This is a genomic window from Streptomyces sp. NPDC102451 (assembly GCF_044765485.1).
Lineage (GTDB): Bacteria > Actinomycetota > Actinomycetes > Streptomycetales > Streptomycetaceae > Streptomyces.
Window position 1 is genome coordinate 184,381 of record NZ_JBIWKD010000004.1, and the last position, 15,026, is coordinate 199,406.

13 protein-coding genes are annotated in these 15,026 nt (G+C 71.1%); 6 read left to right on the forward strand and 7 right to left on the reverse strand.

What is annotated here, in order from left to right; all coding sequences use genetic code 11:
- Positions 1-10: 10 nt before the first annotated feature.
- On the reverse strand, positions 11-811 hold the full coding sequence (locus ACIRD8_RS11155; RefSeq protein ID WP_403989002.1) for a siderophore-interacting protein: 801 nt from the start codon (positions 809-811) through the stop codon (positions 11-13).
- Between the two features lie 110 nt (positions 812-921).
- On the opposite strand from ACIRD8_RS11155, the gene ACIRD8_RS11160 reads away from it, so the two are divergent.
- Together ACIRD8_RS11160 and ACIRD8_RS11165 are read left to right on the forward strand one after the other, a co-directional pair.
- Positions 922-1,542 (forward strand): TetR/AcrR family transcriptional regulator, encoded by a 621-nt coding sequence (locus ACIRD8_RS11160; protein ID WP_403989004.1) that lies wholly within the window; start codon positions 922-924, stop codon positions 1,540-1,542.
- 309 nt (positions 1,543-1,851) lie between these two features.
- On the forward strand, positions 1,852-2,526 hold the full coding sequence (locus ACIRD8_RS11165; protein WP_403989006.1) for an NAD(P)H-binding protein: 675 nt from the start codon (positions 1,852-1,854) through the stop codon (positions 2,524-2,526).
- Positions 2,527-2,591: 65 nt separating this feature from the next.
- Here the strand turns inward: ACIRD8_RS11165 and ACIRD8_RS11170 are convergent, their stop codons facing one another.
- Positions 2,592-6,896: a caspase family protein gene (locus ACIRD8_RS11170; RefSeq protein WP_403989008.1), complete on the reverse strand. Its 4,305-nt coding sequence runs from the start codon at positions 6,894-6,896 to the stop codon at positions 2,592-2,594.
- On the reverse strand, positions 6,893-7,306 hold the full coding sequence (locus ACIRD8_RS11175; RefSeq protein WP_403989010.1) for a hypothetical protein: 414 nt from the start codon (positions 7,304-7,306) through the stop codon (positions 6,893-6,895). The genes ACIRD8_RS11170 and ACIRD8_RS11175 overlap by 4 nt, the downstream gene beginning before the upstream one ends.
- Before the next feature lie 210 nt (positions 7,307-7,516).
- Here ACIRD8_RS11175 and ACIRD8_RS11180 point away from each other — a divergent pair, with 210 nt between their 5' ends.
- From ACIRD8_RS11180 to ACIRD8_RS11190, 3 genes are all read left to right on the forward strand, one after another.
- On the forward strand, positions 7,517-8,284 hold the full coding sequence (locus ACIRD8_RS11180; protein ID WP_403989658.1) for a MerR family transcriptional regulator: 768 nt from the start codon (positions 7,517-7,519) through the stop codon (positions 8,282-8,284).
- A 100-nt stretch (positions 8,285-8,384) separates the two neighbouring features.
- Complete coding sequence (locus tag ACIRD8_RS11185; protein WP_403989012.1) at positions 8,385-8,720, forward strand: YnfA family protein; 336 nt, start codon at positions 8,385-8,387, stop codon at positions 8,718-8,720.
- 121 nt (positions 8,721-8,841) lie between these two features.
- Positions 8,842-9,603 carry a hypothetical protein gene (locus ACIRD8_RS11190; RefSeq protein WP_403989014.1) on the forward strand — a complete coding sequence of 254 codons (762 nt, stop codon included), beginning with the start codon at positions 8,842-8,844 and terminating at the stop codon, positions 9,601-9,603.
- On the opposite strand, the gene ACIRD8_RS11195 is transcribed toward ACIRD8_RS11190, so the two are convergent.
- The 4 genes from ACIRD8_RS11195 to ACIRD8_RS11210 form a co-directional block, all read right to left on the reverse strand.
- On the reverse strand, positions 9,566-11,122 hold the full coding sequence (locus tag ACIRD8_RS11195) for an NCS1 family nucleobase:cation symporter-1 (protein WP_403989016.1): 1,557 nt from the start codon (positions 11,120-11,122) through the stop codon (positions 9,566-9,568). The two genes, ACIRD8_RS11190 and ACIRD8_RS11195, sit on opposite strands and share 38 nt — an antisense overlap.
- Before the next feature lie 98 nt (positions 11,123-11,220).
- Complete coding sequence (locus ACIRD8_RS11200) at positions 11,221-12,222, reverse strand: TIGR03842 family LLM class F420-dependent oxidoreductase (protein WP_403989018.1); 1,002 nt, start codon at positions 12,220-12,222, stop codon at positions 11,221-11,223.
- Positions 12,223-12,537: 315 nt separating this feature from the next.
- Positions 12,538-13,419 carry a LysR family transcriptional regulator gene (locus tag ACIRD8_RS11205; RefSeq protein WP_403989020.1) on the reverse strand — a complete coding sequence of 294 codons (882 nt, stop codon included), beginning with the start codon at positions 13,417-13,419 and terminating at the stop codon, positions 12,538-12,540.
- Between the two features lie 121 nt (positions 13,420-13,540).
- Complete coding sequence (locus ACIRD8_RS11210; RefSeq protein WP_403989022.1) at positions 13,541-14,554, reverse strand: LuxR C-terminal-related transcriptional regulator; 1,014 nt, start codon at positions 14,552-14,554, stop codon at positions 13,541-13,543.
- Positions 14,555-14,717: 163 nt separating this feature from the next.
- Between ACIRD8_RS11210 and ACIRD8_RS11215 the strand changes: the two genes are divergently transcribed.
- Positions 14,718-14,924, forward strand: coding sequence for a hypothetical protein (locus ACIRD8_RS11215; RefSeq protein WP_403989024.1), 207 nt, complete (start codon positions 14,718-14,720; stop codon positions 14,922-14,924).
- Positions 14,925-15,026: the final 102 nt, after the last annotated feature.

Here is a 15,026-nt window from a genome sequence, read left to right on the forward strand (position 1 = left end):
AGCATTCCTCTCAACCCGGGGTGGACCGGCCCAGACGCCAGTAGCCGAAGAACGAGATGTCCCGCTTGGGTACGCCGCGGTCGTCGACCAGATGCCGCCGCACTCCTGTGGCCAGCCGTGACTCGCCCGCGGTCCACGCGTACAGGGGGCCGGGTGGCAGTGCGGCCCGGCGTACCGCCTCCAGCACCACCGCGCCGGGCCGTGGATCCCCGTCATCGCGGCTGAACCAGTGGATGCGGGATCCGGCGGGCGCCTCGAAGGACCGGATGTCCGCCGCGGCCGCCACCTCCAGGAAGACCTCCGAGGGCAGCGAGGGCGGGATCCCGTCCAGGATCGACAGGATGGCCGGCAGAGCCGTCTCGTCGCCGACCAGCACCTGCCCCCGCGCATGTTCCGGCAGCCGGTACATGGTGCCCATGTCGAAGATGCCGGCTGGGTCGCCGGGGCGGACCCGGCGCACCCAGTTCGACAGGGGTGCGTCACCGTGCACGGCGAACTCGATGTCGATCTCGCCGTCCGCGGGCCGCGCACGCCGGATGGTCAGGGTGCGCACCCAGGGACGGACTGCCTTCGGCAGCACCAGGAGCTGGGCGATCCATGCCTCGTTCGCGACGGTCGGCATCCGCAGGGCGCTCTGCCCCTCACGTGGGAAGAACAGGCGAACCGCCTGGTCGTTGCCCGTGACGATGAGATCCCGCAGGGCCGGGCCGCCGAGAGTGACGCACGCGAAGCCCGGCGTGAGGAACTCCCGGCGGCGCACCTCCAGCGTGATCATCCGACGCGAAGCCGGCAGGGACACCTTAGGAATCATGGCACGCCCCCTCCTCGGAGGGAGCGGCGTTTCCGCAGTTCATGGCACCATTGTGAGCAATAGTTCACCTCTTTGACTACTCGCATTCCGCGCCCTGAGGAGTCCTGCCGATGCCGTCAGCCGACCGCCGTCTCCAGCCACGTCGCAAGCCTCGGCAGGTCCGTGCCGAGCTCACCCGCGAGCGCATCCTCGTCGCCGCTGCTCACGTTTTCGCCGAGCACGGCTACGCCGCCGGCACGACCAACCGCATCGCCGAACACGCCCGCATCTCCATCGGGTCCCTGTACCAGTACTTCCCGAACAAGGACGCCATCCTGGCCGAGCTGATGGTGCGTCACATCGACCGTGGTACGTGGACACAGGCCGACCGGACCGATCTGTCAGCCGGAACCCTGGAAGCAATGGTGCGTTCGCTGGTACGCGACGCGATCGACAACCACCGCGACGATCCGCAGCTGCTGCGCATCATGATCGAGGAGGCATCGTTCTCGCAGGACCTCATCGACACGATCGACCGGCACGGGCGGGACCGCGTCGGGCAGCTCCGCGACCTCCTCGCCCGGCACCCGGACGTCCGCGTGGGAGACCTCTCCACCGCGGCCGAGCTCATCGTGTTCACCGTGGAGGCGAACACGCACAAACTGATGGCCGACCCGCGGACGGTCCCGCTGGATTCGTTCGAGAACGAACTGGTGGACATGGTCACCCGCTACCTGCGCGGCGGCCGGTAGAGCCCGGGCAGCCATCGGCGGGCACTCCGGACCCCGGCCTCGACCCGGCCGTACGCCTTGAGCGTGCCACCGGAGCGACTCAGCACGGCACTCCGGGTTACGTTCGGCGGCCTTGTCGCGTCAGGCCTCGCGGGTTTCGGACAACCCACGGCCGCAGCGCTCAGCCGGAGGAAGAGCCGCTCGCTCCTGTTTTCTCGGTGCAATCCGATAACCAACGAGCGAGCGGCCGGGCAGTACCGCGGGAGCAGCCATCGGTCATGCTTTCAGTCGACGTCCCACCCCAGGGGGCCCTCACCACCAGGAGCACACGTGCGCGTCATCGTCTTCGGAGCGTCCGGAATGGTCGGGCACGGCGCCCTGCACGCCTGCCTGCTCGACGACTCCGTCACCGAGGTCCTCGCCGTGGTCCGCACACCTCTGTCCGTGCAGCACCCCAGGCTGCGGCAGATCGTCCACACCGACTTCACCGACTACACCGCCGTCCAGGACCAACTCACCGGCTTCGACGCCTGCTTCTACTGCCTCGGCGTCTCCGCCGTCGGCCGCGAGGAAGCAGAGTACACCCGCATCACCTATGACTACGCACTGGCTGCCGCACGCGCCCTGCTCGCGGCCGGCCCCGCCCCGACGTTCGTCTACGTCTCCGGAGAGGGCACCGACCCCACCGGGAAGAGCCGCCAGATGTGGGCCCGCGTCAAGGGCCGTACCGAGAACGACCTCCGGGCCCTGCCCATGACCGCCTACATGTTCCGCCCCGGCTTCATCCAGCCGGTCGACGGCGCCGTCTCCCGCACCCCGCTCTACCGGACGATGTACCGCGCCACAGCGGCCCTCCACCCGCTGCTGAAGCGCCTCTTCCCCCGGCACATCACCACCACGGCTGCCGTCGGCCGCGCCATGCTCGCCGTCGCCCGGCCGGGCAGCAACGCTCCCGCCGTCGTACGCAATCCCGACATCAACCGTCTGGCCGCGGGCACGGACTAGGCCGCCCCCGCCCTCGGCGGTCAGGTGAGGCCGGCGGGGACGTACGACCCGCGGCCCGCTGTCGCTCACGCCCGGCTCGGACAGCTCTGCCGGAACGGTACGTCGGATACGTGGACGCGCCACTCGAAGGGCGTGAGGCCGCCGTCCGCGAGGCGGCACGCCACGCCGAGGGTGTCGGCCGCGATGGCCGGGCCGTCGCCGAGATCCCACAGGCGGACGCTGCCGTCGCTCGCGGTGAGCAGGGTCCGGCCGTCGGGAGCGAACACCACGTCCCACACCGACCCGGGGTGTGGGAGGTTCACCGCCAGGTGGGCCTCGGCGGGATCGGTGATGCTCCAGAGCGGGACGTCGCTGCCCCATACGCCGGGGGCGCCGGCCACCAGGGTTCCGGCGGGATTGACCGCCCGCCCTCTCCCGCTGATCGTGCCGAGCAGTTCGTCGCCGTCGCGACCGAGGATGTTCCAGAGCTGTGAGCCGGTCACCGCGACGTCGCCGTCCGAGCTGAACGCCTCACTGCTGAGGACGTCGGCGAAGGAATCGCGGGACAAGGGCCTCGGACCGTCGTCACCCGCCCCGGTCTCCCACAGGCTGACACCCCCGTCCCTCTCGGGTACCAGGAGCCGCTGTCCGTCGGGGCTGAACGCGACATCACCCAGCGCGTGGTGGCCGGGGACCGAGGCGACCGCCGAGGGGTCGGCCGGGTCGGAGACGTCCCACAGGTGCAACCCGTCTCCGAGGACGGCCAGCCGCGTGGCGTCGGGGGCGAAGGCGAGGGAGGGCCCGCCGCCGTCGTCGTCCTCGTCTCCCGGGAGCTTCCCGACGAGGCGTGGTCGGGCGCGGTCGGTGAGGTCCCACAGTTCGATGTCTTCGGAGTACGCACATGCCAGCAGGGCCCCGTCGGCGCTGAAGCCGAGATCCGAGGTGCCCCCTGTGCGGGCCGGGAGTTCGCCGACGGGCCGGGGAGCGGCGGGGTCGGACACGTCCCACAGCCGGATCCGGCCGCGCTGACCGACGGCCAGTGTCGTGCCGTCCGAGGCCAGTTCGATGTCCATCGTGTGACTGTCGCCGGGGATGGTCGCCTCGACGCGGGCCGACGCGAATTCCCAGCGTATGGCCTCTTTGTGGCTCACCGAGATCATCGAGCGACCGTCGGGGGTGAAGGCGAGGGCGTCGACGGCCTGGGCGTGACCTGAGGACAGGCTGGTGTCCCGCTGGGGCCTGCGGGGGTCGGCGAGGTTCCACACGGTGGCGGTTCCGTTGAGGTGTCCGGTGGACAGCCGGGTGCCGTCCGGGGTGAAGGCGAGCCCTTCGACGTAACTCGTCGTCGCGCTCCACCGGGCGACGAGCGTGACCTCGTGCGGGGACGTCACGTCGATGAGCTTGACGTCGTTCAGGAAGGCGACCGCCGCCAGATGGCCGTGCGGGCCGAACGTGACGGGGCCGGTCCCGGGCAGCCGGTCACCGGGCTCGGGGCGCCGGGGGTCGGCGATGTCCCACACGCGTACGCCGCCGGCGTTGATGTCCTCCGATACGGAGATGAGGGCGCGGCTGTCGGGGGCGAACGTCACCGCGTCCGCCTCGGTGACGTTCTCGGTGACCGAGATCCGGTGCGGGGCCCGGGGGTCGGAGAGGTCCCACAGGGTGAGCGCGCCGGCAGTGGTGTCGTCGCCGCGCCACCCCACTGCGGCCAGCTTGGTCCCGTCCTTGTTCAGGGCCACGGCCCGGGGCCGGCCGGGCAGGTCGTGGACGCGCAGCGAGGCGATCCGTCGGGGGTCGGTACCCGCGCGCAGCCCGGTGAGGTCCCACAGCCTCACCTCCTCACCGCAGACGGCGGCGAGGAGGTGACCGTCCCGGCCGCCGAAGGCCGCGCTGTCGGTCGGGCCCGAACGGCATGGCAGCCGCGCCAGCGGGGCGTCGGGGGCGGGGATCCGGCCGGCGTCCCGCAGGTACAGCTCGTCCAGCAGCGCGGAGGCCAGCGTCTTTCCGTCAGGGCTGAACACGGAGTCGTGGAGGCCTGTTACGGGCTTGAAGGTGCCGCGGTAGGGCCCGGACAGCACCTCGAACAGGCTTTGGCGGGCGTCGGCGGACGGCCTGAGGGCGTACGCGGCCAGGGCCAGGTCGAGGGCGGAACCCGGGTCGTCCGTCCGTGCGGCCTCGGCCTGTGCCAGCAGGGCTCGCTGGGTGGCCAGTTCATGGGCTTCGTCTGCGGCCCGCCACTGCCGCAGGGCGATCAGGGTCGAGGCGATCGTCACACACAGCGCCAGTCCCAGGGCCACGGCCACACGTTTCAGTCTCTGGCGGCGCTGTGCCTCGCGGTGCCGTTCGCGGTCTGCTGCCTCCTGGCCGGCGGCCAGGAACTCCCTTTCCCGCGTGGGCAGGTCGTGCAGTTCCTGGGCTGTCTGGAGTCTGCTGTCGCGGTAGAGGAACTCGGGTGCGCGACCGCCGTCGTCCCACTCCTCGGCGGCCGCGCGCAGGCGCTGGCGCTGGAGCAGCGTGGCCGCGTCCTCCCGGATCCAGTCGCGGAGTTCGGGCCAGGCGCGCAGCAGCGACTCGTGGGCGATCTGCACGGTGTCCTGGTCCACGGTCAGCAGCCGGTGGCGGGCCAGCCGGTCACCGATCGCGTGCGTGCCGTCGGGCAGGTCGGCGAGCGGAACCCGGTGGCGTACGACGGCCGTGCCTCCGTCGGAGGGCAGGTGCACCAGGAGGAGGAGCAGGGTGCGCAGTGTCCGCTGTCCGGGCGGGCCCAGGGATTCGTAGAGGTCCTTGCCGGTGGTGGCCACCGACTCCCAGATACCGCCGGTGGCCTGGTAGCCGGCGAGGGTGAGACGCGTGCCGCTGCGGCGTCGCCATGTCTCGCGCAGCGCGTGGGCCAGGAAGGGGAGTGCCGCTGCGGTGGCCGTCTCCTGTCCCTGGCTCAGGTCGCGCAGCAGCCGTTCCGTCAGCCCGTCCTCCAGGGTCAGGCCCACGGCGGCGGCCGGTTCCTCGATGGCGGCGCGCAGTTCCGGTTCGCGCATCGGGGGGAGCGTGAGGGCGTGGGGCAGAACGCGTTGCAGACCGGGGTGGGCCAGGCAGTTGCCGTAGTGGTCGGCGCGCAGTCCCAGGACGATCTTCGGGCGGGGCCCGGGTCCTTCACCGGTGATGAGGTCGAGGAACGCGGCACGTTCCTCGGGGCGGTCGCACCGGGTGAAGACTTCCTCGAACTGGTCGATGACCAGGAGCCGGCAGGCGGGCAGCCCCGGGCGTGGGCCGGGGAAGCTGCCCTCGGCGAGGCACGCGGCCGCCTCGTCCTGTGTGAGTCCGGCAGCGGCGGCCCATGTCCTGGCCAGTGTGCGCATGGGTTCGGCGCCGGGGGCCGCGAGGAGCAATGCGGGGGTGCGGGCCGGTGCCCCGCCCTGCTCGCCGGCCTCCAGTCCGGCGAGCAGGCCGGCTCGCAGCAGCGACGACTTGCCCGCACCCGACGCCCCGATCAGAATCACCGGGCCCGTGTCCGAGTCGTCCGCGACGGCGTCGGCGAGGCGCGCGGCGAGGTGTCCACGGCCGAAGAAGTGCGGGCTGTCCTCGGCGCGGAACGGCTCCAGTCCGGGATAGGGGCACGGCACGTCCGCCGGCGGCTCCGCCCCTCCGGTGGTCGCGGGGTAGGCGCGGTTCCGGGCCAGGACGAGTGAGCCCAGCGTGCCCTCGCTGTGGCGGGCCGGCCGCACCCGCGCGTCCTCGGCGAATGCCCGGTCCAGTGCGGCGTGGAGGGAGTCGGCGGTCAGCGACGGGGGCCCGGCCGGATCGCCTTCGCGCAGCAGCCGCAGCATCCGCCCGGTGAACAGGGTGTTGCGTTCGCCCTCGGGGGCGAAGGACAGCGCGAAGTGCGAGGCCGAGCTGAGAAGGAAACTGCCCCGGGGCCGGGCGGTGGCGAACGGCCGGCGGGCTCCGCCGTGGGACGGTGGGGCCGTGCCGCGCCCGGAGAAACAGCAGTCGAGGACGACCAGGCTGCCGTGCGGCGACTCGCCCAGCAGATCACGCAGGGTGCGGTAGGGGACCGCCTGCGCGACCCGGTCGGCACCTCGGGTGGCGCGGGTGGCGAGGTACAACTCGTCGCGGGGGCCGAGCAGTCCGTGGCCGACGTAGTGGACCAGCACGGGTCCGCCGGCACGGCCCACGGTCTCCTCCACCGCGGCGATCACCTGGGCAGGGCCCGCTTCAGCCGGAACCCGGGTGACGTGCTCCGGGTCCATCCCGCAGATGTCGACCAGCGTCCGCCGCATGTCGTCGAGTGTGGCGTCGACCGAGGGCAGGGGAGCGAGTCGTGATTCCGGGGCGAAGAGTCCGGTGCCGATGAGAACCGCGCGGACCTCCCCGTCCGCGAGGCCGCGCGTCATGACGGCGGGGTGGCGGAGTCACCTTCCTGCGCCGGGGCGGGTCCTCCTGGACGTGCCAGGCGTTCCGCCAGTTCCGCGGCTTCCTCGGGGGTCATCGTGCGGGCCTGGCGGGAGGAGATGGTGATCTCGGTACCGTCGGGGCGGACGACGGTGACGGTGTGGTCGGAGCGGCGGGTCTGGGCCCAGGCGACGACCGCTCCCGCGAACACGGCGGCCACGCCCCCGGGTTCCAGCACCGCGATCAGCGCGTCGGTGGCCGGGCCCATGGTGTTCATGGGGACCGTGTCCCGCTCCCCCAGGTCGGCCGGATCACCCCGGTCCACCCGGCCGCGGAGCTCCGGAAGGCCGGTCAGCCAGCTCCGCAGTTCCGCGGTACCGCTTTCCTCCTCGGCCGCGTTCCTCACCGTCATCACCACGCGCATAAGTCCCCCTCGTCCGCACGGGATCCGCCCGTCGACAGCGTAACGCCCTGGGGGGAAGTGGCCTGTGGGTATCGCCGGGACGGTGGTGCGCGTCATGGTCCGGTCAGATCCAGGAGGTGAGCCCGGCCCGGTGGCTGTTCCGGGCGCCTGCTTGACCTTCGAGCCGGGTGGAAGGTCTACCGTCAAGGTGTGAGCACGATGCGTATCTCCCAGCTCGCCGACCGCTGCGGCGTCCCGGCGACCACCCTGCGCTTCTACGAGGGCGCCGGGCTGCTGCCCGCGGACCGGACCGCGTCCGGATACCGCGTGTACGGTGAGGAGGCGGTGGAACGCCTGGCGTTCATCGGAGCGGGGAAGCACCTCGGGCTGCCGCTGGACGAGATCGGCGAGCTGCTCGCGGTATGGGAGGCCGGGGCCTGCGCGGATGTGAAGGCCGACCTGCGCCCCCGCATCGCCGCCCGCCTGGCCGAGGCCGAACGACGGGCCGCGGAGCTGACACAGTTCACCGCCTCGCTGCGCACCGCCCTGGTCCACCTGGACGCGCTGCCCGACCGCAGCACCCGCTGCGATCCCGAGTGCGGCTTCCTCACCCCGCCCGCGCCCGCCGGTACCTCCCGCGCGGTGGACGTCGTGCTCTCGGCCGGCCGCCGGGCCGCGGAGGAGAGCGAGTCCTGGCGGACGGCTCCGGTCGCCTGCTCGCTGACCGGCGACGGAACCGTCGAGCGCACCGCCCGGTGGCACCAGCTCCTCGACGGCGCCGTACGCCGAGAGCTCCCGGACGGTCTGCGCCTCACCCTGCCCGCCGCACGGGCCGGGGACATCGCCGCCCTCGCCGCTTCCGAGCAGCAGTGCTGCCCGTTCTTCGGCTTCCGCCTCCACCTCGACGGCCAGGACCTGCACCTGGAGGTCCGGGCCCCCGCCGACGGGGCGGAACTGCTCACCAGCCTCTTCGGCCCGGCGGCCTGAGCTGCCCGAGCCCGCCGCCCGGCACCTTGGCCTCCGACTTCCCCGGTTCCTCCGGTTCCTTTGGCTTCTCCGGCTTCTCCGACAGAAAGAACCCGTCCCCGTGCTCGTCGCCCGCTCCATCGCCCTGTTCGTCGTCGCCGCGCTCTTCGAGATCGGAGGGGCCTGGCTGGTGTGGCAGGGCGTGCGCGAGCACAAGGGCTGGGCCTGGATCGGCGCCGGCGTCATCGCACTCGGCCTGTACGGGTTCGTCGCCACGCTCCAGCCCGACGGCAACTTCGGGCGCATCCTCGCCGCGTACGGCGGCGTCTTCGTCGCCGGGTCGATCGCCTGGGGCGTGGTCGCCGACGGGTACCGGCCGGACCGGTACGACATCACCGGCGCCGTCATCTGCCTCATCGGGATGGGTGTCCTCATGTACGCGCCGCGTAGCCACTGACACGTCCCGGCCCTCCGTACCCCCGGCCCGTCGTGCACGCCCCCCTGCCCGGGCGTACGCTCGCCAGGTGGGTGAATTCTGCTCGTAAGGCCCTGACCAGGGACGTTTCCGAGGAGGCGCCGTGACAGGACAGCGCATCGCCATGCGTGCCGGAGCCTGCGCGGCCGTGGTCGTGCTCGCGGTCGCCGGCAGCACCGCGGCCCAGGCGGACGACGACATCGAGTCGCTCCCCGCCGAGCAGATCGCCGACCGGTCCCGTGACGCCCTGCTGGACGTCAGGTCCGTCCATCTGCGGGCGCGGGGCGACCTCGGGAAGGGCCGCTCGCCGATGACGGTGGACCTCACGCTGGACCGGAACGGCAACTGCGCGGGCGGTGTGGACCTGGGCGAGGACAAGGGCTCGGTGAAGATCGTCAAGCGGGGCGACTCGGTCTGGCTGAAGCCGGACGCGGACTTCTGGGAGAACCAGGTCCCGGTCGGCGGCTCCGCCTTCGAGGCCGTACTCGCCGGGCGGTACATGAAGGGCTCCGCCTCGGACTCCCGGCTGCGCCCCGTCGTCGAGGCGTGCGACCTGGACACCTTCCGCGAACTGGTCTCCGACAACGCCGGTACGGACGCCGGGACCTTCGCCAAGGGCACGGTGACGACGGTCGACGGCGTACGGACCGTCCCGGTCACCCGGACCCTGCACGGGCAGAAGCTGACGGCGTACGTGGACACCGCCGGCAAGCACTACCCGGTGCGGATCACCGTCCGGGGTGACGGGGCGGACGCGGCCGTGGACTTCTCCGGCTTCGACGAGCCGGTGCCCACGGCCACGCCCCCGGCGGACGAGACCGTGGACGTCAGCGCCGTGCTCGGCCGGAGTCCGGCGCAGTCCTGACTCCCCGGCTCAGCACCGTGTACAGCAGCAGCGAGGAGACCAGTCCGACGGCCCAGCCGTAGTCGGCGAGCGGTCGGAGGAACGGGATCAGCCCGTCGGCGGGGAACGGGCCCTTGCCCGGCGCCGAGTGCGAGCCGCCCACCGCGAGGAAGCCGCCGACGGCGAAGGCCACGACGGCGCGCCAGTTCCAGCCGCCCCGGTACCAGTAGCGGCCTCCCGGCAGATAGAGGTCCGGCAGGTCGAGCACGGTGCGGCGGATGATCCAGTAGTCGGCGATCAGGATGCCGGCCACCGTGCCGAGGAGACCGCCGACCAGGCCCAGCCAGGTGAAGATGTACAGCTCGGGCGTCTCGGTGAGCTTCCACGGCATGATCAGGACACCGACGACCCCGGTGACCAGTGCGCCCGTGCGGAAGTTGATGATCTTCGGGGCGAGGTTGGCCAGGTCGTACGCGGGCGAGACGACGTTGGCCGCGATGTTCACGGAGATGGTCGCGACCAGCACGGTGATCAGTCCGAAGAGCAGACCGAAGACGTTGTCGGTCTTCGCGACGAGCTGGACCGGGTCCCAGATCGCCTCCCCGTACACGGCCTGGGAGCCGGAGGTGACGAAGACGGAGAGCAGCGCGAAGAAGGTCATCGTGGTCGGCAGCCCGAGCGACTGGCCCCGGATCTGGGCGCGTTGGCCGGCGCCGAAGCGGGTGAAGTCGGGGATGTTCAGCGAGAGCGTGGACCAGAAGGCGATCATGCCCATCAGGGACGGGAAGAAGACCGGCCAGAAGTCGGCGCCCCAGCCGAGCGCGGACGGCTGGTCCAGGAGCGGGCCGAATCCGCCGGCCTTGACCGCGACCCAGACCAGCAGGACCACCGCGCCGACGATGACGAAGGGTGCCGCCCAGTTCTCGAAGCGGCGCAGGGTGTCCATCCCCCGGTAGATGATGGCGAGTTCGAGCGCCCAGAAGAGGACGAAGCACAGCCAGAGCGTCCAGGGCTGACCGCCGATCTCACCGGCCCGGGCCCAGCCGCCGAAGATCTTGCCGAGCAGCGTGAAGATCCCGACGCCGCCGATCCAGGTCTGGATGCCGAACCAGGCGCAGGCGACGGCCGCCCTGATCAGCGCCGGCAGGTTGGCGCCGCGCAGCCCGAAGGAGGCCCGGGCCAGGACCGGGAAGGGAATGCCGTACTTGGGGCCGGCGTGCCCGGTGAGCAGCATCGGTGCCAGCACGATCACGTTGGCCAGCGCGATGGTGAGGACGGCCTGCTTCCAGTCCATGCCGAGCGCGACGAGCCCGGAGGCCAGGAGCCAGGACGGGATGTTGTGGGCCATCCCGATCCACAGGGCCGCGAAGTTGTACGTCGTCCAGCGGCGCCGCTCCAGGGGCACCGGCAGCAGATCGTCGTTGACGAAGCGGGAGTCGGCTGGGACGGCCCCGGGGGCGAGTTCGATCCGGCCGTCCGACGGGCCGGCTATCGGCTCCCCGGAGGCGGACGGTGGGACGGGTGGGACGGTAGCGGTCATGGTGGCGTGACCCTTCGCTCGGGAGAGGTGCCGTGCGGGGCGCGGGTGTGCGGTGCCTGGACAGCCGTTGCGGGCAGTCGGGAGGACGCGGTGGGGCGTCAGGCGGACAGCGCGGGGATGACCGTGGAGCCGTAGGCGTCGATGGTCGCCTCCCGTGCATCGTGCATGTTGTAGACGGCGAACTGGTCGACGCCCAGATCACGCAGGGCCCGGAGCTTCTCGATGTGGGCCTCGGCGGGTCCCAGCAGGCAGAAGCGGTCCACGATCTCGTCGGGGACGAAGGCCGTGTCCGGGTTCCCGGTGCGGCCGTGGTGACTGTAGTCGTAGCCGGAGCGTCCGGCGATGTACGCCGTGAGCGCCTCGGGTACGAGGCCGGAGTGCTCCCCGTAGCGGGAGACGAGGTCGGCCACGTGGTTGCCGACCATGCCGCCGAACCAGCGGCACTGTTCGCGCGCGTGGTCCAGGTCCTCGCTCACATAGGCGGGCGCGGCGACGCAGATGGTGACGGAGTCCGGGTCACGGCCGGCCTCCGCCGCCGCGTCGCGCACCGCCTTGATCATCCATTCGGTGAGGTAGGGATCGGCGAGCTGGAGGATGAAGCCGTCGGCCTTCTGCCCGGCGAGTGCGAGCGCCTTGGGGCCGTACGCCGCCATCCAGACGGGGAGCCGGCCGTCCTTCACCCACGGGATCTGGACCGGTTGTCCGTCGACGGTGGCCTCGCGCCCCTCGGCGAGGTCCCGGATCACGTCGATGGCCTCGCCGAGCCGGGCGAGGGTGTTGGGGCTGCGGCCCGCCACCCTCATGGCGGAGTCGCCGCGTCCGATGCCGCAGACGGTGCGGTTGCCGTACATGTCGTTGAGCGTGGCGAAGGTGGAGGCGGTGACCTCCCAGGTGCGGGTCCCCGGGTTCGTCACCATCGGCCCGACGAGCATCCGCTCGGTGTGCTCCAGGATCCGGCTGTAGATGACGAAGGGCTCCTGCCAGAGCACCGCCGAGTCGAAGGTCCAGCCGTAGCGGAACCCGTTCCGTTCGGCGCGGCGCATGAGTCCGACGACGGCCGAGGCGGGCGGGTCGGTCTGGAGGACGAGTCCGAAATCCATGACAGATACTCCTGGTCCGGGTGCTGGCAGGGAACGCGGGGGATGTGAAGGCCGGAACCGGCCGAACTCGGGAATCCTCCGAGCGGCGGTTCTCAGGTGTCCCGAGGGCGCGCCGAAGCGGCTCCGTGGGCGCGTCCGTGAGCGGCGTGCTCCGATAGAGCTTTCCACATCAGGCCGTGTCGAACCTCGTACGCCGACCGCCTCTCGGGCGAGTCGCGGAGGAGCGGCCCCTGCCGGGTGTCCGCCGGATTGCTGCCAGGTCTCCGCCCGGTATCCGCCGGTCGTGGGCGCAGGTCATGGGGGTGCCCGCGTGCGCTACTGGGCGTACTCCTCGGTGAGGAAGCGCATCGTCTGGTCGATGAAGACCCGCATCTCGCGCGTGAGGGTCTTGCCCCGGCGCCAGGCGATCTGGGTGTAGACCGTGAAGGGGATCGCCCAGGGGAGCGGGACCAGGGTGCCGGCCTCCAGGGCGTCGGCGACGGTGGCCGTGGGGAGGAGGCTGACCCCGAGTCCCGCGGACACCCCGCGCTTGATGGACTCGATCGTGCCGAACTCCAGGAAGGGCAGCGCCTCGCCGGTGCCGTCGTTCAGTTCGGCCTCGAAGAGTTCCCGGTAGGCGCAGCCCGCCTCGGCGGAGAGGACCTGGGTGCCACGGAGGTCCTCGGTGGTCACCTTCTCCGCCTGGGCCAGGGGGTGCCCCGGAGCGGCGACGAGGGTCAGGGGCTCGGAGCCCAGGACCTCCGTCTGGACGCCCGGGTGCCGGGTCTCGGCCTCCATGAGGAAACCGAGGTCGAACAGGCCCTGGCGCAGGGCGTGGCAGGTCTCGGCGCAGAGGCTGGGGCGGAGGATGATCTGGAGGGCCGGGTGGCGGTGGTGGAAGAACTCCAGCAGCATCGGCATGCGGTAGGAGGTGATGCTCTCCATGGATCCGACGGTGAGCGCGCCCGTGGGCTCCGCGGAGCCCAGGGCGGCGCCCCGCGCCTCGCCGGCGAGCGTGAGCATCTGCTCGGCGTAGGGAAGCAGCCGCCGGCCGGCCTCGGTGAGCTCGATCCGGCCACCGAGCCGGTCGAAAAGGCTGACCTCCAGGGATTCCTCGAGACTCTTGATGTGGGCGGTCAGGCTGGATTGCGCGTACTTCAGTTCAGCCGCCGCGCGAGTGAAACTGAGCAGCGTCCCCACCTTGTGAAACGTCGCCAACTGCCGAATATCCATGTCCCCTCCGAGGTCCGGTTTTCGCCGAACGTGGCGGACACAAGAAAATCAGCCCACGGGAGGGTGAGGCCAGAACAACCAGCTGTCTAATCGAGGACAGACGCCGTCAGGAAACGGTCACGCTTTCGTCGTCCTGACACAGCCCTTGCTTCGCGAGCAGGATCCCTGCCTGGAATCGGCTCGTCGCTCCGACCTCCCCCATGATTCCGGAGATATGACGGCGGCATGTGCGGGTGGACATACCCAAGCGGCGTGCGATCACTTCGTCCTTGAGGCCCATGGCCATCAGCCGGACGACCGACATCCGCAGGTCCTCGGCGTGGTGGTACTCGGCGGTCCCGCCGATGTCGAAGGTCTGGCTCCCCTGCCAGACGGATTCGAAGGACCGGTACAGATAGGCGACGATCGTGGGGTCGGTGACGATCGCGGCGCCGGGCGGTTCCTTGCCCGTACGTTCCTTGGGGATGAAGGCGAGCTTGCGGTCGTAGATGATGAGCCGCTCGGACAGTTCCTCGGCGGTGCGGACCTCGGCGCCCGCCTCGCATATCTGGCGTACGTAGGCGCGGGTGGCGAGGCTGGCGTGTGCGGTGTGCTGGTACAGGGTGCGGATGCGGATGCCGCGCTCGCGCATCTCCAGCGTCTGGAGAAGGTCCTGGTCGAGCAGTTCCGCGCTGCGGCCGCCGCCGGGCTGGAGCGTGATGCGCTCGTCGGTACACCGTCTTCGTGCCAGGTCGATCTCGCGCCGGACGTCCTCGAAGTCGTCGAGGACGCGGATCGGTACGTCCTCGGCCACGGGCTGGGCGCGAGCGCGGTACATCGCGGACAGGACGCGCAACTGCTGATGGATGCTGGAGATCTCGCGCCGGCGCTGCGCGATGGACAGCTCCAGCGGCGTGACCAGCTCCGCTTCCGCGATCTCGGGGTCGAGGGCGACCACGGCGCGGTCGCTCCCCGTCGAGGCGAGCAGCCTCATGTCCTGCAGGGTCTTGCGCGCCTGGGCGACCAGCCGGACGTCGACACCGAGACTGCCGGCGACGTCCTCGTCCCCGAAGGAACCGGCGCGCAAGGCGAACTCATAGGTCGCGACAGCGACTTCGTCCAACTCGTGATGCTCGTCCATCGGCCACCAGCCCCCTCGAATGCCCGATATGTCGCTATCCACTTGCTGCCGCACCATCATAGGACACCCCGCGGCTCTCGAACTGGATCTTTTGAGCTGACACATTTCGAGTGCGGCCCAGACGGCGCCGCAAACAAATGAGACGCACAGGGGGACACGCGACATGAAGGCACGTACTTTCCTGGCCCATGGCATCGCCGCGACCGCACTGGCAATCGGAATGTTTCACTCCGTGGAGTTGACGCCGACGAGCGCGGGCGCCGATGAAACATCCGGCCGGATAATCGTCGCCGACGACAAGTGGGACGTCGTCCCGCCCGCGCCGCCGACCGGTGCCGGTGCCACCGCCGCGCTCTCTTCCCTTTCCTGAATCCGCGCAGAAATACCAAGGAGCAACGGTGTTCCAGAGGAATCTCACCGCGACCGGCAGCGAAACACGCTGCGTCGATTCAGGAACTCTGCACTGGCCGCG

Coding starts and splice junctions, on each gene's coding strand:
- ACIRD8_RS11155 (WP_403989002.1), bottom strand. CDS start 811: ATGATTCCTAAGGTGTCCCTGCCGGCTTCGCGTCGGATGATCACGCTG.
- ACIRD8_RS11160 (WP_403989004.1), top strand. CDS start 922: ATGCCGTCAGCCGACCGCCGTCTCCAGCCACGTCGCAAGCCTCGGCAG.
- ACIRD8_RS11170 (WP_403989008.1), bottom strand. CDS start 6,896: ATGACGCGCGGCCTCGCGGACGGGGAGGTCCGCGCGGTTCTCATCGGC.
- ACIRD8_RS11175 (WP_403989010.1), bottom strand. CDS start 7,306: ATGACGGTGAGGAACGCGGCCGAGGAGGAAAGCGGTACCGCGGAACTG.
- ACIRD8_RS11180 (WP_403989658.1), top strand. CDS start 7,517: ATGCGTATCTCCCAGCTCGCCGACCGCTGCGGCGTCCCGGCGACCACC.
- ACIRD8_RS11195 (WP_403989016.1), bottom strand. CDS start 11,122: ATGACCGCTACCGTCCCACCCGTCCCACCGTCCGCCTCCGGGGAGCCG.
- ACIRD8_RS11200 (WP_403989018.1), bottom strand. CDS start 12,222: ATGGATTTCGGACTCGTCCTCCAGACCGACCCGCCCGCCTCGGCCGTC.
- ACIRD8_RS11210 (WP_403989022.1), bottom strand. CDS start 14,554: ATGGACGAGCATCACGAGTTGGACGAAGTCGCTGTCGCGACCTATGAG.
- ACIRD8_RS11215 (WP_403989024.1), top strand. CDS start 14,718: ATGAAGGCACGTACTTTCCTGGCCCATGGCATCGCCGCGACCGCACTG.